This is a genomic window from Paenibacillus sp. DMB20, from assembly GCF_000987955.1.
GTDB lineage: Bacteria > Bacillota > Bacilli > Paenibacillales > Paenibacillaceae > Paenibacillus_AQ.
The window spans coordinates 330,083-350,729 of the sequence record NZ_LAZU01000032.1 but is presented as its reverse complement, the minus strand read 5'-3'; the positions used below and the strand labels follow the sequence as shown (position 1 = coordinate 350,729).

The following is a 20,647-nucleotide window of genomic DNA, read 5'->3' as shown; positions in this document are numbered from 1 at the left end:
GCAAGACTGCGGCTGCCGTTCGGCAATTCGATAACAAAAAACGTCTATCGACGTACTTTCTGAGAAGACAGACCGCATTTAGCGGAAGTTTTTCTTGCGAGATAAGGATGGCAAACCCCTGAAGTTTATACTTTCTTATCTCTTAAAAAAGCTGTCGAAAATTCGACAGCTCCGGTGCACTCCCTCTTAGGGGTGCACCTTTTCATTATCGAGCATCTCGAGTATGCTCCGGGCGCTCTGCATCGGATGGTAACGCTGGATATTGTTCAGATTGTGTTCCCGCTGATGGACGATCCGATCATAATCGTTCAGAAGCCTGTTCATCCATTTGCCGAGTACCTCGAGCGAAGAGATCGCTTCGCCCAAGCCTTGGGCCGTGAAATATTGGAAGTTCTCTTCTTCCTGACCCGGCAGGGGATGGTGGAACAGCATGGGGATTCCTTTGGCGAGACCTTCGGTGCAGGTCATTCCTCCCGGTTTCGTAACGAGAAGGTCGGAAACCTCCATTAGCTTATCGACTTCCCGGGTAAAGCCCAGAATGCGGATATTCGGGTGACGATAGCGGGGATTGGACTCCATCTCCATCCGTGCTTTATCATTATTGCCGAAACAAAAAATCACCTGGATTTCATCACGCCATCTCGTCAAGTACTCATGAACGACTTGGTCGTTCATGAGCCCCCAGCCTCCCCCCATCACAAGGACGGTGGGCATCGCCGACAGGCCGAACTTCTCCCGGATTTCTTCTTTGCCGGGATGCTCCCAGAAATCCGGGTGGATCGGAATGCCGGTCACCTGGATTTTGGCCTGGGATACACCGCGGTTCAGCAGCTTCCGCTTGACCTCGGGGGTGGAGACGAAATAACGGTCCACCTCGGGGCTGATCCAGGTATCGTGGGCGTCATAGTCGGTAATGACAGTGCATAAGGGAACGTCAGTTCCAAGGCGCTTTAGGCGGGAAATGACGGCGCTGGGTATGAAATGCGTGCACACGATGATGTCGGGCCTCAGCTGCCTCACGACATTTTTGGTGCTTGTATAGAAAATCCGGTGCAGCGCCAAGGCGGTGAACCGGCTAAAGGATTTCTGATGCCGGTACATATAACCGATCAGCCGCGGCTGGGACGTCAGGGTCTTGCGGTAGGCCGAAATGATCAAAGGAGCCACTTTGGGATTGAGAAAACTGCCGAGTTCCATCACCCGGGGCTGGATGTTTGGAGACAATTGGCGCAAACTGCTGGAGAGCGCGTAAGCGGCCTGCGTATGACCGGCCCCGAAGCCCTCGGATAACAGCAAAACTCGTTTCTTAGCCACTCTTTTTCACCCGTTCCTGCAGCGTTATTTCAATATCCCTAACATAATGTCTTTGAGAGTAGAATGCAACCGCTTACGCCGGGTTTTGTCAATAAAAAATTTTGTGTCCGGGATGTCCAATAGCCCCGTTTTTCATTTCGTAAAATGCCAATTAGTGTAAATAAATTGGTGTTATTGACAACAGGGACTTTCGTCCCGATATAACAGGCCGGCCGCCGGGGAGGCGGAAATGGAGATTTTCCGAGTATAACGAAGAGTGGCTCCCGGACGCGGAATTTGGCGGAAAGAAGGGTCTGTGGTCTTTTGACTTGTGTCGAGGTTATAGCTACAATGATTCAAACGAGCCGTAAAAGTTTATAAAAATTTGAAGCCCTGACTTAAACTTTTTATGGTTTCAAAACGTCTTTAATTTAGGGTCGGACAAACTTTCCGAAGAAAATTAGGCAGACGGAGAAATAAAAAGCAAGAAAACGGATGAAAATAAGAACTAATGCCGTTTAATCGAAGCTTGCTGCCACGCTGTAAGCAAGTGAAGCTCTTTTTAACAGGATTTTTCCGAATTAGAGCTTTTCGCGCTTTTGACAAATGATCTTAAAGTGTGGAAAATCGATATGACGTGCGAAACGGCCCCGTGACACCGGGACGGGAAAGATGCTAAAGAGAGAAGACGTCACCGTTAAAGAGCAGCGCAGAAAGACAGCTAAATCAAAAAAGACGGCAAAGCAAGAAAGACTGTAACAAGGGTCATGTAGAGACAAAAGCAATCTAGAGAGATAATCAGCATTACATTCTCGGGGTATAAAAGGGGGTAACGGAGAATCATGATAGACGCCATTTTCATCGCGCTGCAAATTTTCTTGGGCGCGGTTGGTGTGTACCAGTTTGTGTTCTCTTTGTTTGGACTGTACAAGAAAAAGAAAAAGAAGCATTACGAACCGGTCAAATCTTTTGCCGTACTCGTTGCGGCTCACAATGAAGAACAGGTTGTCGGGGCTCTCATGGAGAACCTCAAGCAGCTTAATTATCCAAAAGAGCTATACGAAGTATTTGTTATTTGCGATAACTGTACGGACCGGACGGCGGATATCGTCCGCGAGCACGGCATGAACGCCTGCGTCCGCACGAATCAGAATTTGCGCGGCAAAGGCTATGCGATCGAATGGATGCTTAAAGAGCTTTGGGCGATGCCCCGTCAATTCGATGCCGTCGTCATGTTCGATGCCGATAATCTGGCCCATCCGGATTTCCTGATCGAAATGAACAACGATCTTTGCTCCGGAGCGAAGGTAATCCAAGGATACATCGATACCAAAAATCCTGAGGATTCATGGATTACTGCCGCTTACGGCGTGTCCTACTGGTACATTAACCGCCTGTGGCAGCTGTCCCGCCATAACCTGAACATGGCGAATTTCCTCGGCGGAACGGGAATGTGCTTTGAAACCAATCTGCTGAAGGAAATCGGCTGGGGCGCCACAAGCCTGGTCGAGGACCTGGAATTTACGATGCGCAGTGTCATGCGCGGCGTGTATCCGAAGTTTAACTACGACGCCAAGGTGTTTGACGAAAAGCCGCTGACCTTCAAGGCTTCGGCCAGACAGCGTCTCCGCTGGATGCAAGGACACTTTACGGTTGCGCGCCGATATTTCTTCCCGCTGCTGTGGCGAGCCATAAAAGAACGCAGCATCGTGAAGCTGGACTTGGCTCTGTACGGGGTCAACGTATACATCGTGCTGCTGACCTTTATTTTGACGGCCGTCATATGGGTCGACAACTCATTCTTTGACGGGCCGAATATCTCTAATCTTTATGGCCATCTGCCGTTCTGGCTAAGCTTTACGGTCATTGGGGCCAATATCTTTACGTTCATGATCGCCATGGTCTTGGAGAAGGTCACGTTTAAAAAGGTGTACGCATACCTTGTGCTGTTTCCGGTTTACCTGGTGTCCTGGTATCCGATCACCGTTTATGCGTTCTTTACGCAAAACAACAAACAGTGGAGCCATACGAAGCATACGCGTGTCGTGCGGCTTGAGGAAGTTCAGAGCAAGCAGGGCTAGGATAAGAAAATTTTTAGACAAGGCTATTGACACTTGGATAATCGCATGCTAAACTATTTTAGACTGTTGAACTTAATACTGATTGCAAGCAGAAGCGCCGCTTCTCACCTGTCCGACACAAGTTGGCTGGTTTGATCACGTAACTAATGAATGAATTCACTTCATTTTTTAAGATGTGTATCAATTGGGATGCCGGTGATTAAACCGTCATCCCTTTATTTTTGTCTTATGACAGTTTCCCTGAAGCGGTCTGCTTTCCTAGGGTACATCATTAACGTTATATTATATCGGAGGTGGAGAACTATCAGTAAGGAACATATGATCAATGAGGAAATTCGGGCGAAGGAAGTGCGTTTGGTCGGCGCGGAAGGCGAGCAAATCGGAATCAAGCCGATTCGCGAAGCGCTGCAAATGGCCATCGATCTTAATCTTGACCTTGTCAACGTGGCACCTCAGGCTAAACCGCCGGTTTGCCGCATCATGGACTACGGCAAGTTCCGCTATGAACAGCAGAAGAAAGAGAAGGAAGCCCGCAAGAACCAGAAGATCGTTGATATCAAGGAAGTATGGTTCCGTGCGAACATCGAGGAGCACGATTACCAAACGAAGCTTCGCAATGTCGTGAAGTTTCTGAAAGACGGCGACAAGGTGAAATGCTCCGTCCGTTTCCGCGGCCGCGAAATCACTCATGCCAACATCGGCCAAAAGATTTTGGAGCGCGTGAAGACGGAAGTTGCCGATCTTTGCATTGTGGAACGCCAGCCTAAGCTGGAAGGCCGCAGCATGATTATGATCTTGGCTCCCAAAGCCTAAGAGACATTTAGAGGAGGAAGTAGTACAATGCCTAAAATGAAAACACACAGCAGCCTGAAAGGCCGCTTCAAAATTACCGGTACCGGTAAAGTGAAACGTTACAAAGCTTACAAAAACCATTTGCTTTCCCACAAATCCAAGCGTGCGAAGCGTGTCCTCGGGACCAGCCCTGTAATGGCACCTGGAGATGTTAAGCGTTTGAAGCAAGGCTTGGCTAACTTGAAATAGTAAACAACATTTATTGGGAGGTCTTTTGATATGGCACGAGTTAAAGGCGGATTTGTGGTTCGTCGTAGACATAAAAAAAGTATTGAAGCTTGCGAAAGGTTATTTCGGTTCCAAACACCGTATTTTTAAAACAGCTAACGAGCAGGTCATGAAGTCCCTGGTATATGCATACCGTGACCGTCGTCAAACGAAACGCAATTTCCGTAAATTGTGGATCGTTCGTATCAACGCGGCTGCTCGCATGAACGGCCTGTCCTACAGCAAAATGATGCACGGCCTGAAGCTTGCCGGTGTGGACATCAACCGCAAAATGCTGGCCGATCTGGCTGTAAACGACGTGAACGCGTTCAATTCTTTGGCTACTGTAGCTAAAGAAAAAGTGAATGCTTAATTTTATACTGCAGCAAGAACCGTCCGATTGGTTTCGGGCGGTTCTTTTTTTTTGCAGAATTACTTTCGCCCTTTGCAGCGGGAAAGTACTTTTTTTTGGCTGCCCGTGCCCTTATTGTTTTTGCAGGGCGATAAAACAAGCATCCCCCCGCTTATGCGAATATTCTGGTTTTATACTGCTAAGGAGGGAATAATATGCATAAGCCTGTAAGTAAAGCGCAAGTAAAGCAATATATCGGCAAACAAATCGCGGCTTACAAGAAAGACGGAAGCGTCGTAACGGGCAAGCTGGTTCGGATGTCGGGGAACCGTCTCATCCTCGAAGCGAATGCCGGAAAAAAGGTGAAAACCAAAGCGGTGATCCCTCTTGTGCTGTTTGATCTGCTGGCCATTGGAACAGCCCCGTATGCTTACGGCCCGTTTGGAGGGGGATATGGAAGTTACGGCGGTTATTCTGCACCCGGAGCGGGATATGGCGGTTACGGTTATCCGCCCGGCGGATTTTTCTGGTAGGCTCTATCACAAGGATTTTTCCAGCTCGTAACATTGACTTAGCGAAATGACCCGCACCATGCGATACCCGAGCTTTAGATAAAAAGACAGTCCTTTATCGTTTCCCAGATCAACCATCACTTTGGCCCGCTTGCATCCGCGCGACCGGGCGAAGCCCTCGGCTTGCCGCATAAGGGATACCCCCCAGCGTTTTCGCTGAGCATCGGGTGCAACGGCCAACATGTCGATATACAGCAGCTCGCCGTGCATCATAAAATGGACAAAAGCGACCACCCGATCTTCCGTACCGGAGGATGCGACGAACGTGACTCCCCGGCGAAGCCTGACCGGTATTTCCCTGCGGACATTGTCCAGTTCTTTCGGGCTCAAGTGGGATAACGGGACCAGCTGGGATTCAATTAACTGGTAAATTGCCGGGTCGTCGTGTTCGGGACTTCGATAGCGAATCATGCATCTTTGTCCTCCCTTCGCTGCCGTTTTAACATGGTTAGTTTTATCGTATGTAGCAAGGGCTGGAAGGGTGTTTGGAGGGACATCAGGGAGGTTTGGGGTCAGGCGGGGAATGAAAAGCTGACGTACAAAGTAAAATAAATGTGTTGACTTCTGGAATCATTGAATCATATAATGTTTCTAAACATTTTAACGAACATATTCCATCGGCAATGATGAGGACGAAGTTTAAAGGGCTCTTTTGCTCAGAGAGTGGAAGGATCAGCTGCAACCTCCACCAAAATCCCTTTTATACGAGCTCACCTCGGAGCTGTTTTCCTGAAAAACGCTAATCTGACACTTCAATGCATTAATGGGTCAGCGTCTATTAGGGAGAATCGTCTGGTTCTCGTTACGAACCGCAGATATTGAAGTTCAAGCCTTGTTAGAGGCCGTCTTCATACCTGCTGAGGCTTCGCATTGCGAAATGTGAAGCAAACATGGGTGGTACCACGGAAGCTAAACCTTTCGTCCCTCACGCGGAGAGATCCGGCGTGGAGGACGAAAGGTTTTTTTTGTTGCTAACAAAGATGAGAAGCAGCCAATTTTTGAGAGGAGGATGACTGATGAGCGCGCAAACTCCAGAAGTGCGGTCTACAGAACAATTACGAGAGAAATGGATGAAGCCCGAAGTGATTACCGGATCGGAAATTTTGCTTCGGAGCCTACTTTTGGAAGGTGTCGAGTGCGTGTTCGGCTATCCGGGAGGAGCCGTGCTGTACATTTACGATGCCATGTATGGATTTGAAGATTTCAAACATGTATTGACGCGTCACGAGCAGGGTGCGATCCATGCGGCTGACGGATATGCCCGGGCAAGCGGCAAGGTCGGCGTTTGCATTGCAACGTCGGGCCCGGGGGCGACCAACCTGGTAACCGGCATTGCCACCGCTTATATGGACTCGGTTCCCATGGTAGTCATTACCGGCAACGTAGCCACGACCCTGATCGGTACGGATGCGTTCCAGGAAGCCGATATTACCGGCATCACGATGCCGATCACCAAGCACAGTTACCTAGTCCGCGATGTAGAGGATCTGCCGCGGGTCATCCACGAAGCCTTTCACATCGCATCGACCGGCCGCAAAGGTCCCGTCCTGATCGATATTCCGAAAGACGTATCCGCGGCGAAGGCGTTGTTCCAGCCGGGAGAGAGCGTTCACCTTAGAGGATACAATCCCCGGACGGTGCCGAACCGGATGCAGCTTGATAAGCTGTGCCGGGCCATCGAAGATGCCGAGCGTCCGATGATCCTTGCGGGCGGCGGCGTGATCTACTCGGGAGCGCACGAAGCGTTGTACGAATTCGTGAACCGGACGCAAATCCCGATCACAACGACGCTTCTCGGACTCGGCGCATTCCCGAGCGGCCATGATCTGTGGACGGGGATGCCGGGCATGCACGGAACGTATACTTCGAACAACGCCATCCAACAAAGCGACTTGCTGATCAATATCGGCGCCAGATTCGATGACCGGGTAACCGGCAACCTTAACGGTTTTGCGCCGAACGCCAAAATCGTCCACATCGATATCGATCCGGCCGAAATCGGCAAAAACGTTCCAACCGACATTCCGATTGTCGGAGATGTGAAGACGGTGCTGGAAATGATAAACCCGGATGTCCCCGCAGCAGCGAGAGCGGATGCGTGGAGAGATCAGATTCGGAAGTGGAAAGCGGAATATCCGTACAAGTACAACGATTCGAATGAAGTTTTGAAGCCTCAATGGGTCATCGAAATGCTGAACGAAACGACGGAAGGCGAAGCGATCGTAACCACGGACGTCGGTCAGCACCAAATGTGGGCGGCCCAGTATTACAAGTTCAACCAGCCGCGGTCTTGGATCACCTCCGGCGGTCTGGGAACGATGGGTTTCGGATTCCCGTCGGCGATCGGTGCCCAAATGGCGCACCCGGACCGATTAGTTATCTCGATAAACGGCGACGGGGGCATGCAGATGTGCTCGCAGGAGCTTGCGATCTGCGCCATAAACAACATTCCGGTCAAAATCGTTGTCATTAACAACCAGGTGCTTGGCATGGTTCGCCAGTGGCAGGAGCTAATCTATGATAACCGCTACAGCCATATCGACCTGGCGGGAAGCCCGGACTTCGTAAAACTTGCTGAAGCATACGGCGTCAAGGGATTGCGGGCGACAACGAAAGAAGAAGCGCGCCGCGCTTGGGCCGAGGCGCTGGAAACCCCCGGTCCTGTGCTCATCGATTTCGTGGTTGAAAAAGGCGAAAACGTATATCCGATGGTCACTCAAGGATCCACAATCGACCAAATGCTGATGGGAGATGCGTAAGATGACGAGTTTAAAACACAATACCATTGCTGTACTCGTAAACGATCAGCCTGGCGTACTCCAGCGGGTCGCCGGTCTGTTCGGCCGGAGAGGATTTAACATTGAGAGCATCACCGTGGGGCAATCCGAGGAAGCCGGATTGTCCCGGATGGTCATCGTAACGACGGGAGATGACACAACCTTGGAGCAAATCGAGAAGCAGCTTTACAAGCTGATCGATGTCATCAAAGTCATCAACCTGAGCTCCAAGCCGATGGTGGCGAGAGAGCTCGCCCTGATCAAGGTGAAGGCCGAACCTTCGGCCCGCCCGGAAATCCTGGGCGTTGTCGAAACGTTCCGCGCTTCGGTCGTGGACATCGGGGCATCAAGCATGATGGTTCAAGTCGTCGGCGACACGGGGAAAATCGATGCCATGATCGAACTGCTCAAGCCATACGGCATCCAAGAGCTTACCCGAACCGGCGTCACCGCAATGATTCGAGGCAATGCTTAACATTTCATTCTATTCCTAACGACCAAAATGAGACACCTGCTTCCGGATTTCAATGAGCGGGTGTTTCAGGAGACCGGGCGATAACCGGGTCGGTTGAAATACCCGCTCATTCATGAAGGGGCTTAAATTAAAGGAGGATTTTTAAAATGGCAGTTACTACTTACTATGAGCAAGATGCAGAACTTAGCGTACTGAAAGGCAAAACGATCGCCATCATCGGTTACGGCAGCCAGGGACATGCCCAAGCGCAAAACCTGCGCGACAGCGGCCTTCGGGTCGTTATCGGTCTTCGTGAAGGCAGATCCTTCGACAATGCGAAGAACGACGGTTTTGAAGTGTACTCCGTAGCCGAAGCGGTAAAGCAGGCGGACGTGGTGCAAATCCTGATGCCGGACGAAACGCAGGCAGCCGTGTACAAAAACGACATCGAGCCAAACCTGAAAAAAGGCGCAGCGCTGATGTTCTCCCATGGATTTAACGTGCATTTCGGGCAAATCGTTGCTCCAAAAGAAAACGACGTTCTGCTCGTAGCTCCTAAATCCCCGGGCCACATGGTCCGCCGTACGTACGTTGAAGGCTTCGGCGTTCCAGGATTGATCGCCATCGAGAAGGATGCAACCGGACAAGCCAAAGAAATCGGATTGGCTTATGCGAAGGGCATCGGCTGCACGCGTGCGGGCGTTATCGAAACCTCGTTCCGCGAAGAAACCGAAACCGACCTGTTCGGTGAGCAAGCCGTACTTTGCGGCGGCGTATCCGCGTTGATCAAAGCCGGTTTCGAAACCTTGACCGAAGCCGGATATGCTCCGGAAATGGCGTACTTCGAATGTCTGCATGAACTGAAGCTGATCGTTGACATGATTTATGAAGGCGGACTTGCCTCCATGCGCGACTCCATCAGCAACACGGCCGAGTACGGCGACTACGTAACCGGTCCTCGCATCGTTACCGAAGAAACGAAAAAAGCGATGAAGGCCGTTCTCTCCGACATCCAGCAGGGCAAATTCGCCCGCGACTTTATCCTGGAGAACCAATCCAACCGCGCGTTCCTGACGGCTACCCGCCGCAACGAAGCTGAGCATCCGGTAGAAGTCGTCGGTGCGCAACTGCGTGAAATGATGCATTGGATCAAGAAATAATCACGTATAATGGATAAATAACAATCTGCCGGCGGTATGGGACAGATCTGCGGACGCGGTGAACCAGCTGATCGAGAAACGCAAGACATTCGGGCGCCGTGACCGCGTCGGTCTGTAAATACAATAACGGTTTTATAAAAACAGGCCCTGTTAGGAGTTAGGAACAGGCGCCTGTTTTTTGCCTATATTGCCCCCTGGCCCCAAGGCGAGCTTTAGGCGTTCCGGAACATCGGTTTTTTTTTGAACAACCTCTTATAGGTGAAACTTATTAAGTCCATAGATTCTATATCTTGGTCAACTTACCTGATGTATGTTACAACAGTAATTAGGATTATACGGACGACGCACATAAAAAATAAGGAGTGGATAACCATGGCAGAAACTAAGAAAATCGCGGTCATCGCGGGGGGACGGAATCGGACCGGAGGTAGTGGCCGAGGCGGAAAAAAATCATCAAACGGACGGAAGAGGTATTCGGCTATTCCTTTACGACGGAACATGCGCTCTTCGGGGGGATTGCCATAGACGAGAAAGGCACGCCGCTTCCGCAGGAAACGCTGAACGTGTGCAAAAATGCGGATGCCGTCCTGCTTGGTGCGGTAGGCGGCCCGAAGTGGGATAACAATCCCAAGGAGCTTCGGCCGGAAACCGGGCTGCTTGGCATCCGTAAAGAGCTCGGGCTGTTCTCCAACCTTCGTCCGGCCGTCATTTTCGATTGTCTGAAGGATGCTTCCACGTTGAAGCCGGAGGTTCTGGAAGGAACGGATTTGATGGTTGTGCGCGAGCTGACCGGCGGCATTTACTTCGGAGAGAAGTTCAGACGCGAAGGGGCAGGCGGCGAGGAAGCGGTTGACACCTGTGTATACAACACTTCGGAAGTCGAGCGCATCGTGCGCCAAGCCTTCGAAATCGCCCAAAAGCGCCGTAAAAAACTGGCCTCCGTCGACAAAGCCAACGTGCTCGAAACCTCCCGCCTGTGGCGCGAAACGGTAAACCGGATCGCTCCTGAATATCCGGATGTCGAGCTTGAGCATGTGCTTGTGGACAACTGTGCGATGCAGCTGCTTCGCCGCCCGTCAAGCTTTGATGTTATCGTGACGGAAAACATGTTCGGCGATATTTTGAGCGATGAGGCGGCCATGCTGACCGGTTCCATCGGAATGCTTGCCTCGGCGTCGATGGGCGAAGGAAGCTACGGGCTGTACGAGCCGGTTCACGGCTCCGCTCCCGATATTGCGGGACAGGGATTGGCGAATCCGATCGCGACGATCCTGTCCGTCGCTCTGATGTACCGCTTGACGTTCGGCTATGCCGAAGCGGCCGACGCCATTGAACGGGCAGTGGCCGAGGTACTGGATGCCGGCCATCGTACCGCTGACATTGCGGTGGATAAAAGCAAGGCGCTGAACACTTCCCAAATGGGGGATTTGATCGCCAAAGCCATCCGGAAATAGATTCTAGGAACGAGAAAATTCAAATAATCTTCTTATTTAGAATTATTATAATAAAATAACTTATATAATCTTGACTTTGCCAAGCCTCAATGATAACATCATTTTAGAAAATGTTCACCGGAACATTTATTCTGCATTCTATAAGAAAATATTTAAATTTTCTTACATAATGAAGGAGGATATTAATCATGGCAGAACGTTTGGTTGGTAAAGCAGCTCCGGATTTCACGATGGAAATGGTATCCGGCGACGGTAATGATTTCGGCAAAGTCAGCCTGTCCGACTACCGCGGAAAATGGCTTGTATTTTTCTTCTATCCGCTTGATTTCACGTTTGTATGCCCTACCGAAATTACGGCATTAAGCGATGCATATGACCAATTCAAAGCATTGGACACCGAAGTGCTTGGCGTGAGCATCGATTCCGTGCACAGCCACAAAGCTTGGATCAACGCTTCCAAGGAAGCTAACGGACTGGGAACTTTGAATTTCCCGCTGGCTTCCGACATTACGAAAAACGTGGCAAGAGACTACGGCGTACTGATCGAAGAAGAGGGCGTGGCTCTGCGCGGCCTGTTCATTATCGATCCGGAAGGCGAACTGAAATATCAAGTTGTAAACCACAATGACGTTGGTCGCAGCGTGGAAGAAACACTTCGTGTTCTTCAAGCTCTGCAATCCGGCGGATTGTGCCCGATGAACTGGAAACCGGGTGACAAAAACCTGTAAGGTATCCAGGACAATTTAGAGTATTTGAAGTAGCCCCCATTTCCTGTCGCATTCTTCACAGGTGTGGGGGTTTTTTCAAAATACTAGAATAAACTTCCTTGAAACGGGACATGTTGTGAGAGATGCCGTTAGGCATTTTCAGTTTTATCGACGTTTAAGGATGCTTATAGAGGTTGATATATAGCATATAAACGTAGGGCTTAATGACTTTGCTCGGGACGTATGACCCAATTTCCCGAAAACTATTAAAAACTTGAAGGAATCAGGGCCCGTGAAAGCGAATACAATGACAAGAAGCGATGGGAAATCAGGGGAGGGTGAACGATATGAGTTTTTGCTGCGGGGCAAGTATGCTGGGAACAAAAGGTACATTGAAGCATTATCGAACTCAGGTGCATAATGTTCCCCTGTTGTTTTGTCCGGTTTGCCATCGGGTGGAAGTTCATCATCGGGTTGAGAACGAATATGAAATTTTGGCGGAATACGCTCACGGCGACGGTGCATCGCATGTGGATTTTCAGGATTACGTGATGGAAGATGAAGAAACCATCTTTGAAAATGTCGTGAACCGAGAGTCCGAGGACGCGCTGGAGGTCGTTCAGAGCCAGATCGATATGTCGCTCGATCTGTTGGCTGTAGCCAAATGGATGAACGATGAAAAATGGCAGAGCGAATTAAAAAGGAGACTCGCAGTGATGAGTCAGCGTCGACTCCGGCTGCAGCAAAAAGCGTAACATCATGATAAGCCTCCTTACGGGGGCTTTTTATGTAATCAGCTCTATGGGGTATGCTCTACGGATGATGCAACCATTTTCATAAGATGCCATGCTGAACGCGTTTTTTTTGCTGCCTAAAAGTCAACGTTGATTACGCATATGCGAAGATCTGATCTATTTCGACAGTATCTCTGATTGACGTTTCTCTACCAAGCTGACTATCATGGAGAAAACAGTAAATTCTGGAATGGGAGACCACTAAGGACGCGAATCGGTCTGTCTGTTGTCTGCATGAGGCTTGTTTGGCAAGTTCATCTTATGGAGAAAAGGGGGAGCCATCTTGTTGAGTGAAATCCGAGAAACCGAGCTGCAGGAAATGCAGTCGTTTCATTCCAATCAACTTGTAAAAAACAAGTACGAGAATATTTTGGAGAATCTCGACAGCGGGATCATCCTTTTTGATAGTGACGGAGTGTTGGCGTTTGTTAATGTACAGATGGCCAAGCTGTTGGGCGTACCCAGAAAATCGCTTGCAGGCTGTACGTTGACCCAGTTGCTGCGTCATCCCCAGCTCACCCGGTTCAAGAAAAAGAAAATACTGCGCATATTTCGGGAAACGATCTTTCACCGTAAAAGATTCCATGAACTGCTGGACGAATACGGACGTTCATGGTTGGTTACGATGACGTACGGGGATCAAATGGAAGGCGATTTCCTGATCAGCGTGAAAGATGTTTCGGATTTCAAACAAATCGAGCAGACGGCTTATCAGAATGACAAGCTGGCCATGCTGGGCAAAATTTCTGCTTCCATCGCCCATGAAATCCGAAATCCGCTCACTTCCATCCGGGGATTTATCCAGCTTCTCCGGCCGCATCTCATGAGCCTTGGAAAGGATGAGTATGCGCGTATTATTTTGACGGAAATCGACCGGGCGAACGATATCATATATGAGTTTTTGAATTCCTCCAAGCCGTCAGCGCCGCAGACCACGGTGATACCGGTGAATTCCCTGTTGAAGGAAGTTGCGCTTCTGACGGAGAGCGAAGCGTTAATGAAAGGCTGCCAGATTTTGCTGCATGAAGATGAGCGGATGCAGACTTACATTTCAGTGGACGTTAAGCAGATCAAACAGGTTATCCTGAACCTGATCAAAAAACGCGTTGGATGCGATCGATCAAAAACAGGGTGACCAAGGTACGGGGTTGATCGAGATCAGCTCCAAACGCAATGAAAAGCATGTAAGCATTATAATTTCGGATAACGGCGGCGGCATGGACCAGCATACAATGAATCACCTGTTCAATCCGTTTTTTACGACCAAAGAAGGCGGGACGGGTCTGGGTCTGTCGGTCAGCTACCGGATTATCAAAAATCACGGGGGCGTAATTGCGGTGGAGAGCCAGGCAGGGGCCGGGACAGAGTTTATGATAACGCTTCCAATCGTGGATGGATAGTCTTTAACGATGAAAATTCAAGGAAAGGCCGTTCGGGGGGGACCAGGCTTTTCCTTTTTGGTTTGTGATACAATATTTGAAAGCTATGATATGGATACAGCCAAACATTATTCATAACGGATGACAGGATGGAGGATCAGCTATGCAATGGACTTTGAAAAGCGGAATCACGCATGATCAGGCGGACAGCGACGCACATGTAGTGCTCGTGACAAAGCAGCAGATGAAAGAAGGAGGCGCATCTCCGCAGTGGGATGTGTTTTTGAAGGAATTGAATGAAAAAGGTTTGTTCCAGGGTGCCCCGGAGCGTACATATACGCTTCCCGTTCCAACGGACGGTGGCTTCCGGATGCTGATTTTGACTGGACGCACCGAAGGCCCCATGACCTCGGAACAGCTGCGGCTCGCGGCCGCCCATTCGGCAAAAGCGGCTGTCAAAATCGGCGCGAAAAGCGTTTCGCTGGAGGTCCCGGTAACGATGATGCAGTTTACCGTGGAGCAGGATGTTGAAGAAGCGGCTCAGGCGCTGGCCGAAGGCTTTCTTCTTGGAAGCTATCGGGCAAAGCAGTACAAGAGGGAGCAGACGGAAAAGAACGGTCTTCAAGAGGTTCGCTTCTTCGTGGAGGAAGAGCTCAAGGATAACGAATTTAACGAGGCATGGGAGCGCGGTATCGCCCGGGGGCAAGCCGTAGCGGAGGCGACCTGCCTTGCACGAGATCTGACCAATCTGCCGGGGAACTTGCTCGTTCCCGATGACCTGGCCCAAGCGGCTATGTCTGTTGCCGAACGTCACGGCATGGAAGGTTATGTCCTGAATGAGGAACAAATCGCGGAACAGGGAATGGGCGGGCTTCTTGCCGTCGGCAAAGGGAGCGTCAATCCTCCCCGGATGATCGTGATTAAATACCAGGGAACCGACCATTGGGACCATGTAATCGGCTTGGTCGGCAAAGGCATAACGTTTGATACCGGCGGAATATCCTTGAAAAAAGCGGCAGGGATGGAGGAAATGATCAGCGACATGGGCGGTGCCGCCACCGTTCTTGGCGTAATGGAAGCCCTGGGACGGCTTCGTCCCAAATTGAATGTGGTCATGGTCATTCCGGCGGCTGAAAACATGCCGAACGGCAATGCCGTCAAACCCGGCGACGTGATCACGACTTTAAGCGGCCGCACGATTGAAATCCTGAACACCGACGCGGAAGGCCGGGTTGTTTTGGCTGACGGGGTAACTTACGCCAAAGAGCTTGGGGCTTCGCGGATTATTGATGTCGCCACGCTGACGGGAGCGGTATTGGTCGCGCTGGGGAATGTTGCGACGGGAGCCGTGACGAACGACGAAACTTTCCTGCAGGAACTGGTTTCCTCTTCGCGGCGGGCAGGCGAGAAGGTATGGCCTCTTCCTTCGTATCCGGAGTTTTGGGATATGCTGAAAAGCGATGTGGCCGATGTAAAAAACTCCACCGGACGTTTGGGGGGCTCCATCACTGCGGGATTATTCATCGGCACGTTTGCCGACGGCCTGCCATGGGTGCATTTTGATATCGCCGGAACTGCGTTTTTGCCGAAAGAGAGAGGCGTCGATCCCAAAGGAGCGACGGGGGTTATGGTCCGCACCATCGCCGATTGGATTCTGACCCAGGAATAAAACGTTCGAATGATCTGACAAAGTCCGCATTTGCGGACTTTTTTTCTTTACTTTTCGGCAGGTGCTAAAGTATGATGAAGAGAAAAACTTGAGTGAAGGGAGTTTGCTTGGATGAAAAGCAGTCGAACCAAAATCGTGGATTGCACGATCCGCGACGGCGGGTTAGTCAACAATTGGGATTTTAGCGTGGAGTTTGTGCAGAATTTATATGCCGGCCTGAATGAGGCGGGCGTGGACTATATGGAAATCGGCTATAAAAACTCCCCCAAACTGCTGAAAGGGGCAGACCAGGCGGGTCCATGGCGCTTCCTGAACGACGACTTCCTGCGCGAAGTCATTCCGCAAAAAGGAAAAACCAAACTGTCGGCCCTTGTCGATATCGGCCGCGTCGATGAAGAAGACATTTTGCCGCGCGAGGAAAGTTTGTTGGACTTGATCCGCGTTGCCTGCTATATCAAGGATGTAGATAAAGCGTTGGAGCTTGTTCAAACCTTCCATAACCGTGGGTACGAGACGACGATCAATATTATGGCTTTGTCCAACGTGATGGAGCACGAGCTGCTCGAGGCGTTCGAGATGATCAAGGAGAGCGTCGTCGACGTGGTGTATATCGTGGATTCCTACGGAAGTTTGGATCATAAAGACATCCTCTACCTGGTCGATAAATTCAAAACGCACCTACCGAACAAGCGTCTTGGCGTCCATACGCATAACAACATGCAGCTGGCATTTTCGAATACGCTGGTGGCTGCCGAGAATGGCGTAGAACTGCTGGATGCCTCCGTTTACGGGATGGGACGCGCTGCCGGGAACTGTCCGACGGAATTGCTGGTTACCCATTTGAAAGGCACAAAATACGAGCTTCGTCCCGTACTGGACATTATTGAACGTTTTATGATCCCGCTGCGTGAAAAAGAAGAATGGGGCTACCTCATTCCATATATGATCACGGGAACCCTGGATGAGCATCCTCGTTCCGCGATGGCGCTGCGCGCCTCGGAGGATAAGGACAAAGCCGTTGATTTTTATGACAAGCTGACCACGCCGGAAGTATCATTCAATAAGAAATAATCTGCTGATACGTACCAAAAAAGCACTTTTCTTTGGAAGAGAAAAGTGCTTTTTTTTTCGTTTAGGAATTTATATAGGTCCGTCAAAAAACCGATAGTAAGTAAGGGATAAAATAGACAGGGGTAACGTATCAATGCGCACCAGGCAGGGTGAAAAACAATGACAATGTGTCGAAGGATGTCATATAAAAGACATTTTGCGCAAAAATGCAGCAGGAAAATTACTTTTGGCGTGGAATCCAATATTTAGTAGTCATTATGCTGCTTGCAGATATGATGGAGGTACAGCTTACATGCTAAATAACGTAGAAGAGAGAAAGACCGTGAGAACGGGTACCACAGCTGTCTTTGCAGTCCTCCTGATTCATATGTTTCGTGATTCGGCATACCGGTTTCAAGGATGGAACGAATTTGCTTCCCTGTATTTGCTCGCGGGTGTTGCCAGTGCTTCGATCGGCTTTTCGATTTTTACGCAAGGGTGGATTTACTTCTCCAGCCAGCTTTCGCGTCAAAGGCTGTATACAGGCATGCTGTTCTTAAGCATGCTCGTATTCGATCTGCTGCATATGATGGGAGCGGTCGGCTTTCCGCTTTTTTGGAATACCCTGTCACTGAACGAATCTTTATGGTTGCTCGTGCTGTCCAAAATCCTAGCTTCCGGCGGTATTCTGCTGATATTCGGTTTTCGGGACGGGGCGGTGGACAGACGGTTTAAAACCGTTTTGCTGGCTGCAGGAGTGACGATTACCGTTTCCGTCCTGACGCTGTTTTTTTCAGGCGGCCAAGAACTGCCGGTGCTGTCGGATGAAAATGGCCTGACTCCCATGAAGTCGGGAATCGATATCGGGATCATGGCCGTTTTTCTGGTTGCCGCCGCGACAATCCTATATAAAGGAAGAATCGAGAAGCCGCCAGCCTTGCTGATCATCGTACGGGGGCTGCTGTTTTTTGCCGTGGGCCAGTTCCTGTTTGCCGAATCGTCATATGTAACTGACTCGTACCACCTCTTAGGGCTTGCCTTCGGCTGTATCGGGTCTTATTTCGTTCTCCGGGGAAGCTATCGGCTGACGATACAGGATCCTTTGGAAGAACGGCGCCAAGCTGAAGCCCAGATCAGTTATTTAGCCTATCACGATGACTTGACGGGCCTTCCGAATCTAAGGAAACTTGTACAGCGCCTGGAGGACTTGCTTCAATCGGACGGTCCGGAAGCGGAACCGGCTGTTATTGTGCTGAATTTTAACCGCTTTAAGATGATTAATGAATCATTGGGGCGCCATGCGGGCGACCGGATTTTAAAACTTGCGTCCGAGCGGATAACCCGGGAAGCCGCCGATAAAGGAGAAGAGGTATTCAGCATGGGAGGCGACGAGTTCGCGATTATCCTTCCGGACAAACTGGAGCTTGAAGAAATCCGTAGCCGAATCGGCCGCTATATCGATTTATTTCAAGAACCGCTGGCTTTCGGTACGCGGGAATACCATTTGTCTCTGTCGGCGGGATTTGCCGTTTATCCGGAGGATGGATTGACGGCGGATCGGCTTGTCCAAAATGCGGATACTGCGGTGCATGATGCGAAAGGCCAACAGAGCAGCATCCAGCGATACCTGCCATCCATGCAGCAGAAGGCCCAAAATCGGCTTGTTCTGGAGTCCGAAATGCGGCGCGGTCTGGAGCGGAATGAATTTTTTCTCGAATACCAGCCTCTGGTCCATTTGGATAGCGGGCAGACGGTAGGGATGGAAGCGCTCGTGCGCTGGAACCATCCGGAGCGGGGAATCGTTTACCCGGGAGAATTCATTCCGGTTGCCGAAGAGAGCGGCTTTATCGTCCAACTGGGGGAATGGGTGCTGCGTCAGGCCTGCAAGCAGAACAAGCAGTGGCAGAAGGCGGGATACCGGCCCATCTGTGTTTCCGTTAACCTTTCCATGGGCCAGTTTATCCAGACGAATCTGCCGGATCGGGTGGAGGCCGTATTGAATGAGATCGGACTTGAACCGAAATATGTGGAGCTTGAGATTACGGAATCCATGACGTTGGATAAGGAGGCTGCCCTTGGCCAGCTCCACAGCCTGAAACGGCTTGGAGTCAACATCAGCATCGATGATTTTGGGACAGGGTACAGTTCCCTGCATTATTTGAAAAACTTGCCGATCGACAGGCTCAAAATCGACAGAGCGTTCATCAACGAAGTTTTGCAGGATAACAACAATGCGGCAATCGTTTCTACCATTGCCACGATGGCCCATCATCTGAAGCTGAAAGTTACGGCCGAAGGGGTCGAAACGGAAGACCAGTTGAGCTTCCTGCGCAAACAGCAGTGCCATGAAGGGCAAGGATATTATTTCAGCCGGCCCGTTCGGGCACTCGATTTTGAAAGAACGTTTTTGGTCTGCTAGCTGAGGGGCTCCTTGTCCCCTCAGGCGGACTATTGTATGAAAATACCAGTTGCATTTGTCGATGCTCCGTGGTATATTTATTTTTGTCGTTAAGACAGCAAGTTTTTGACGGGACGTAGCTCAGCTTGGTAGAGCACCTGGTTTGGGACCAGGGGGTCGCATGTTCAAATCGTGTCGTCCCGATTGTCAAATTTGCGGGTGTAGTTCAATGGTAGAACTCCAGCCTTCCAAGCTGGTAGCGTGGGTTCGATTCCCATCACCCGCTCCATTAACCACAGTTTAAGGGGAAGCGAACCCCAGGGTTCGACCGTCCGTGCGTACATCGTAGCGATGGAAATCAGGACGCGCGTCAACATTAACCTCCAGACCTGCCGCAGGCAGTTCAGAATAGAGAATGTTGAGTATTCCCATCACCCGCTCCATACATAAGTTAACCGCCGTAAGGCGGTTTTTTTGCGTTTGCTGGACAGAGAAAAAGCCCGTTTCAACGTTTTGATCGAATCGGGCAAGTTTTTTCAGAGCAACCGAACCCAATAGAAAAAAGATAACGATCAGCCGCCATCAGTCTTTTACCTGAGGGAGCCTCTCTTCGCCTTGGTGCATTTTAGACGATACCGTCTTCCGTAAGCTTTGCCGTAGGCCACGATGGTGCGAATGGCCCTTGGATTCGGCAGCAGGGTAAACGGACATGGATCGGGATAAAAGTTGACCTCCAAAATCCATGGTTTGAGCCTCCGGTCCAAGCCGATATCCAAACCGAGCTCGTTCAATTGAGGAAAAGTCCGGCTTAATCTGGCGGCAGTCCAATGGGCGAGTTTATTCATGCCTCGCCGCACAGTCGAAACCTCTCCGGTGGCGGCATGGGGTGCGAGCAGGACGGAAGGCTCGTAGATCGAGCCCCCTTGGCTTCCGTTCGTAACGGCTTTGCGGGGGTGGGCCAGGCGTCCGAACGTACCGGTACACTCCCACTGCCTTTTCGGATTGCGCTGAATCATGACGCGAAAATCGAATGGACGCCCGTTGTACCTGAGCAGATGAACGCCTTTTTGAACCAGATACCGCTTATGGCGAATGTGTCTGCGGAGGGAAGCGTACATCGATCCGAAGTCGGCGAAGGCGGGTACATTCATACCGTGTTGGTAACGGTAGCCTTGTTTTGTTTTCTCTACCCGGATAACGCCCTTTCCCTGAGCGCCTTCATCGGGCTTTACATAGACCATGCCATATTGATTGAGCATGCGAGACAAAAGTTGACGGTTCAACCGTCGGGTGAGAGGAATATGTTCCGTCAGCTTTGGGCTGGCGGCCATGATTTTTGTTTTCAGGATTTTGCTTCTTGGAGGCTTTTTTGCCATGTCTCTCGTCCTTCCTTTCAAGAATGGGCTGGTAGCTTAGCAATCTATTATATGGCCAAAGGAACGGCAGGG

At 50.4% G+C, this 20,647-nt stretch carries 15 protein-coding genes, 2 tRNA genes and 3 pseudogenes; 17 read left to right on the top strand and 3 right to left on the bottom strand.

Going from position 1 to position 20,647, the window contains the following annotated elements:
* Window positions 1–186: 186 nt before the first annotated feature.
* Window positions 187–1,314 (bottom strand): UDP-N-acetylglucosamine--LPS N-acetylglucosamine transferase, encoded by a 1,128-nt coding sequence (locus tag XI25_RS17395; RefSeq protein ID WP_046678635.1) that lies wholly within the window; start codon window positions 1,312–1,314, stop codon window positions 187–189.
* An 821-nt stretch (window positions 1,315–2,135) separates the two neighbouring features.
* On the opposite strand from XI25_RS17395, the gene XI25_RS17390 reads away from it, so the two are divergent.
* From XI25_RS17390 to XI25_RS17370, 5 genes and pseudogenes are all read left to right on the top strand, one after another.
* A complete protein-coding gene (locus XI25_RS17390) occupies window positions 2,136–3,374 on the top strand; it encodes a glycosyltransferase family 2 protein (protein ID WP_046678636.1) in 1,239 nt (412 codons plus the stop codon).
* 318 nt (window positions 3,375–3,692) lie between these two features.
* Window positions 3,693–4,187: a translation initiation factor IF-3 gene (infC, locus tag XI25_RS17385; RefSeq protein WP_046678637.1), complete on the top strand. Its 495-nt coding sequence runs from the start codon at window positions 3,693–3,695 to the stop codon at window positions 4,185–4,187.
* Between the two features lie 27 nt (window positions 4,188–4,214).
* Window positions 4,215–4,415: a 50S ribosomal protein L35 gene (gene rpmI / locus XI25_RS17380; RefSeq protein WP_046678638.1), complete on the top strand. Its 201-nt coding sequence runs from the start codon at window positions 4,215–4,217 to the stop codon at window positions 4,413–4,415.
* Window positions 4,416–4,445: 30 nt separating this feature from the next.
* Window positions 4,446–4,806 (top strand): annotated as a pseudogene (rplT, locus tag XI25_RS17375) (50S ribosomal protein L20).
* Between the two features lie 194 nt (window positions 4,807–5,000).
* Window positions 5,001–5,318 (top strand): hypothetical protein, encoded by a 318-nt coding sequence (locus tag XI25_RS17370; RefSeq protein WP_046678641.1) that lies wholly within the window; start codon window positions 5,001–5,003, stop codon window positions 5,316–5,318.
* 6 nt (window positions 5,319–5,324) lie between these two features.
* Here the strand turns inward: XI25_RS17370 and XI25_RS17365 are convergent, their stop codons facing one another.
* Entirely contained in the window at window positions 5,325–5,768 is a 444-nt protein-coding gene (locus XI25_RS17365; RefSeq protein ID WP_046678642.1) for a GNAT family N-acetyltransferase, read from the bottom strand.
* A gap of 605 nt (window positions 5,769–6,373) precedes the next feature.
* Between XI25_RS17365 and ilvB the strand changes: the two genes are divergently transcribed.
* The 12 genes and pseudogenes from ilvB to XI25_RS17305 all read left to right on the top strand — a co-directional run bounded on the left by ilvB (window position 6,374) and on the right by XI25_RS17305 (window position 19,488).
* The gene (ilvB, locus tag XI25_RS17360; protein WP_046678643.1) at window positions 6,374–8,116 is read left to right on the top strand and encodes a biosynthetic-type acetolactate synthase large subunit; all 1,743 of its coding nucleotides are present in this window, start codon (window positions 6,374–6,376) and stop codon (window positions 8,114–8,116) included.
* 1 nt (window position 8,117) lies between these two features.
* Window positions 8,118–8,609: an acetolactate synthase small subunit gene (gene ilvN, locus XI25_RS17355; RefSeq protein WP_046678644.1), complete on the top strand. Its 492-nt coding sequence runs from the start codon at window positions 8,118–8,120 to the stop codon at window positions 8,607–8,609.
* Window positions 8,610–8,755: 146 nt separating this feature from the next.
* On the top strand, window positions 8,756–9,748 hold the full coding sequence (ilvC, locus tag XI25_RS17350; RefSeq protein WP_046678645.1) for a ketol-acid reductoisomerase: 993 nt from the start codon (window positions 8,756–8,758) through the stop codon (window positions 9,746–9,748).
* A gap of 372 nt (window positions 9,749–10,120) precedes the next feature.
* Window positions 10,121–11,202: pseudogene (leuB, locus tag XI25_RS17345) on the top strand (3-isopropylmalate dehydrogenase).
* 188 nt (window positions 11,203–11,390) lie between these two features.
* Window positions 11,391–11,930 carry a peroxiredoxin gene (locus tag XI25_RS17340; protein ID WP_046678647.1) on the top strand — a complete coding sequence of 180 codons (540 nt, stop codon included), beginning with the start codon at window positions 11,391–11,393 and terminating at the stop codon, window positions 11,928–11,930.
* Between the two features lie 326 nt (window positions 11,931–12,256).
* Window positions 12,257–12,664 (top strand): hypothetical protein, encoded by a 408-nt coding sequence (locus XI25_RS17335; protein WP_046678648.1) that lies wholly within the window; start codon window positions 12,257–12,259, stop codon window positions 12,662–12,664.
* Window positions 12,665–12,986: 322 nt separating this feature from the next.
* Window positions 12,987–14,103: pseudogene (locus XI25_RS17330) on the top strand (ATP-binding protein).
* Between the two features lie 142 nt (window positions 14,104–14,245).
* Window positions 14,246–15,751, top strand: a complete 1,506-nt coding sequence (locus XI25_RS17325) for a leucyl aminopeptidase (protein WP_046678650.1) — start codon at window positions 14,246–14,248, stop codon at window positions 15,749–15,751.
* Window positions 15,752–15,862: 111 nt separating this feature from the next.
* Window positions 15,863–16,822 (top strand): aldolase catalytic domain-containing protein, encoded by a 960-nt coding sequence (locus XI25_RS17320; protein ID WP_046679536.1) that lies wholly within the window; start codon window positions 15,863–15,865, stop codon window positions 16,820–16,822.
* A gap of 292 nt (window positions 16,823–17,114) precedes the next feature.
* Window positions 17,115–19,220: a putative bifunctional diguanylate cyclase/phosphodiesterase gene (locus XI25_RS17315; RefSeq protein ID WP_046678651.1), complete on the top strand. Its 2,106-nt coding sequence runs from the start codon at window positions 17,115–17,117 to the stop codon at window positions 19,218–19,220.
* A gap of 109 nt (window positions 19,221–19,329) precedes the next feature.
* A tRNA-Pro gene (locus XI25_RS17310) sits at window positions 19,330–19,403 on the top strand.
* Between the two features lie 11 nt (window positions 19,404–19,414).
* Window positions 19,415–19,488, top strand: a tRNA-Gly gene (locus tag XI25_RS17305).
* 301 nt (window positions 19,489–19,789) lie between these two features.
* Here XI25_RS17305 and XI25_RS17300 read toward each other — a convergent pair.
* The gene (locus XI25_RS17300) at window positions 19,790–20,575 is read right to left on the bottom strand and encodes a YheC/YheD family protein (RefSeq protein WP_046678652.1); all 786 of its coding nucleotides are present in this window, start codon (window positions 20,573–20,575) and stop codon (window positions 19,790–19,792) included.
* Window positions 20,576–20,647: the final 72 nt, after the last annotated feature.

Bases quoted from the DNA above. Each gene is read 5' to 3' on its own strand.
- ilvB (WP_046678643.1), top strand. From the start codon at position 6,374: ATGAGCGCGCAAACTCCAGAAGTGCGGTCTACAGAACAATTACGAGAG.
- rpmI (WP_046678638.1), top strand. From the start codon at position 4,215: ATGCCTAAAATGAAAACACACAGCAGCCTGAAAGGCCGCTTCAAAATT.
- XI25_RS17340 (WP_046678647.1), top strand. From the start codon at position 11,391: ATGGCAGAACGTTTGGTTGGTAAAGCAGCTCCGGATTTCACGATGGAA.
- infC (WP_046678637.1), top strand. From the start codon at position 3,693: ATGATCAATGAGGAAATTCGGGCGAAGGAAGTGCGTTTGGTCGGCGCG.
- XI25_RS17390 (WP_046678636.1), top strand. From the start codon at position 2,136: ATGATAGACGCCATTTTCATCGCGCTGCAAATTTTCTTGGGCGCGGTT.
- XI25_RS17335 (WP_046678648.1), top strand. From the start codon at position 12,257: ATGAGTTTTTGCTGCGGGGCAAGTATGCTGGGAACAAAAGGTACATTG.
- XI25_RS17315 (WP_046678651.1), top strand. From the start codon at position 17,115: ATGCTAAATAACGTAGAAGAGAGAAAGACCGTGAGAACGGGTACCACA.
- ilvN (WP_046678644.1), top strand. From the start codon at position 8,118: ATGACGAGTTTAAAACACAATACCATTGCTGTACTCGTAAACGATCAG.
- XI25_RS17300 (WP_046678652.1), bottom strand. From the start codon at position 20,575: ATGGCAAAAAAGCCTCCAAGAAGCAAAATCCTGAAAACAAAAATCATG.
- XI25_RS17365 (WP_046678642.1), bottom strand. From the start codon at position 5,768: ATGATTCGCTATCGAAGTCCCGAACACGACGACCCGGCAATTTACCAG.
- XI25_RS17370 (WP_046678641.1), top strand. From the start codon at position 5,001: ATGCATAAGCCTGTAAGTAAAGCGCAAGTAAAGCAATATATCGGCAAA.
- ilvC (WP_046678645.1), top strand. From the start codon at position 8,756: ATGGCAGTTACTACTTACTATGAGCAAGATGCAGAACTTAGCGTACTG.
- XI25_RS17320 (WP_046679536.1), top strand. From the start codon at position 15,863: ATGAAAAGCAGTCGAACCAAAATCGTGGATTGCACGATCCGCGACGGC.
- XI25_RS17325 (WP_046678650.1), top strand. From the start codon at position 14,246: ATGCAATGGACTTTGAAAAGCGGAATCACGCATGATCAGGCGGACAGC.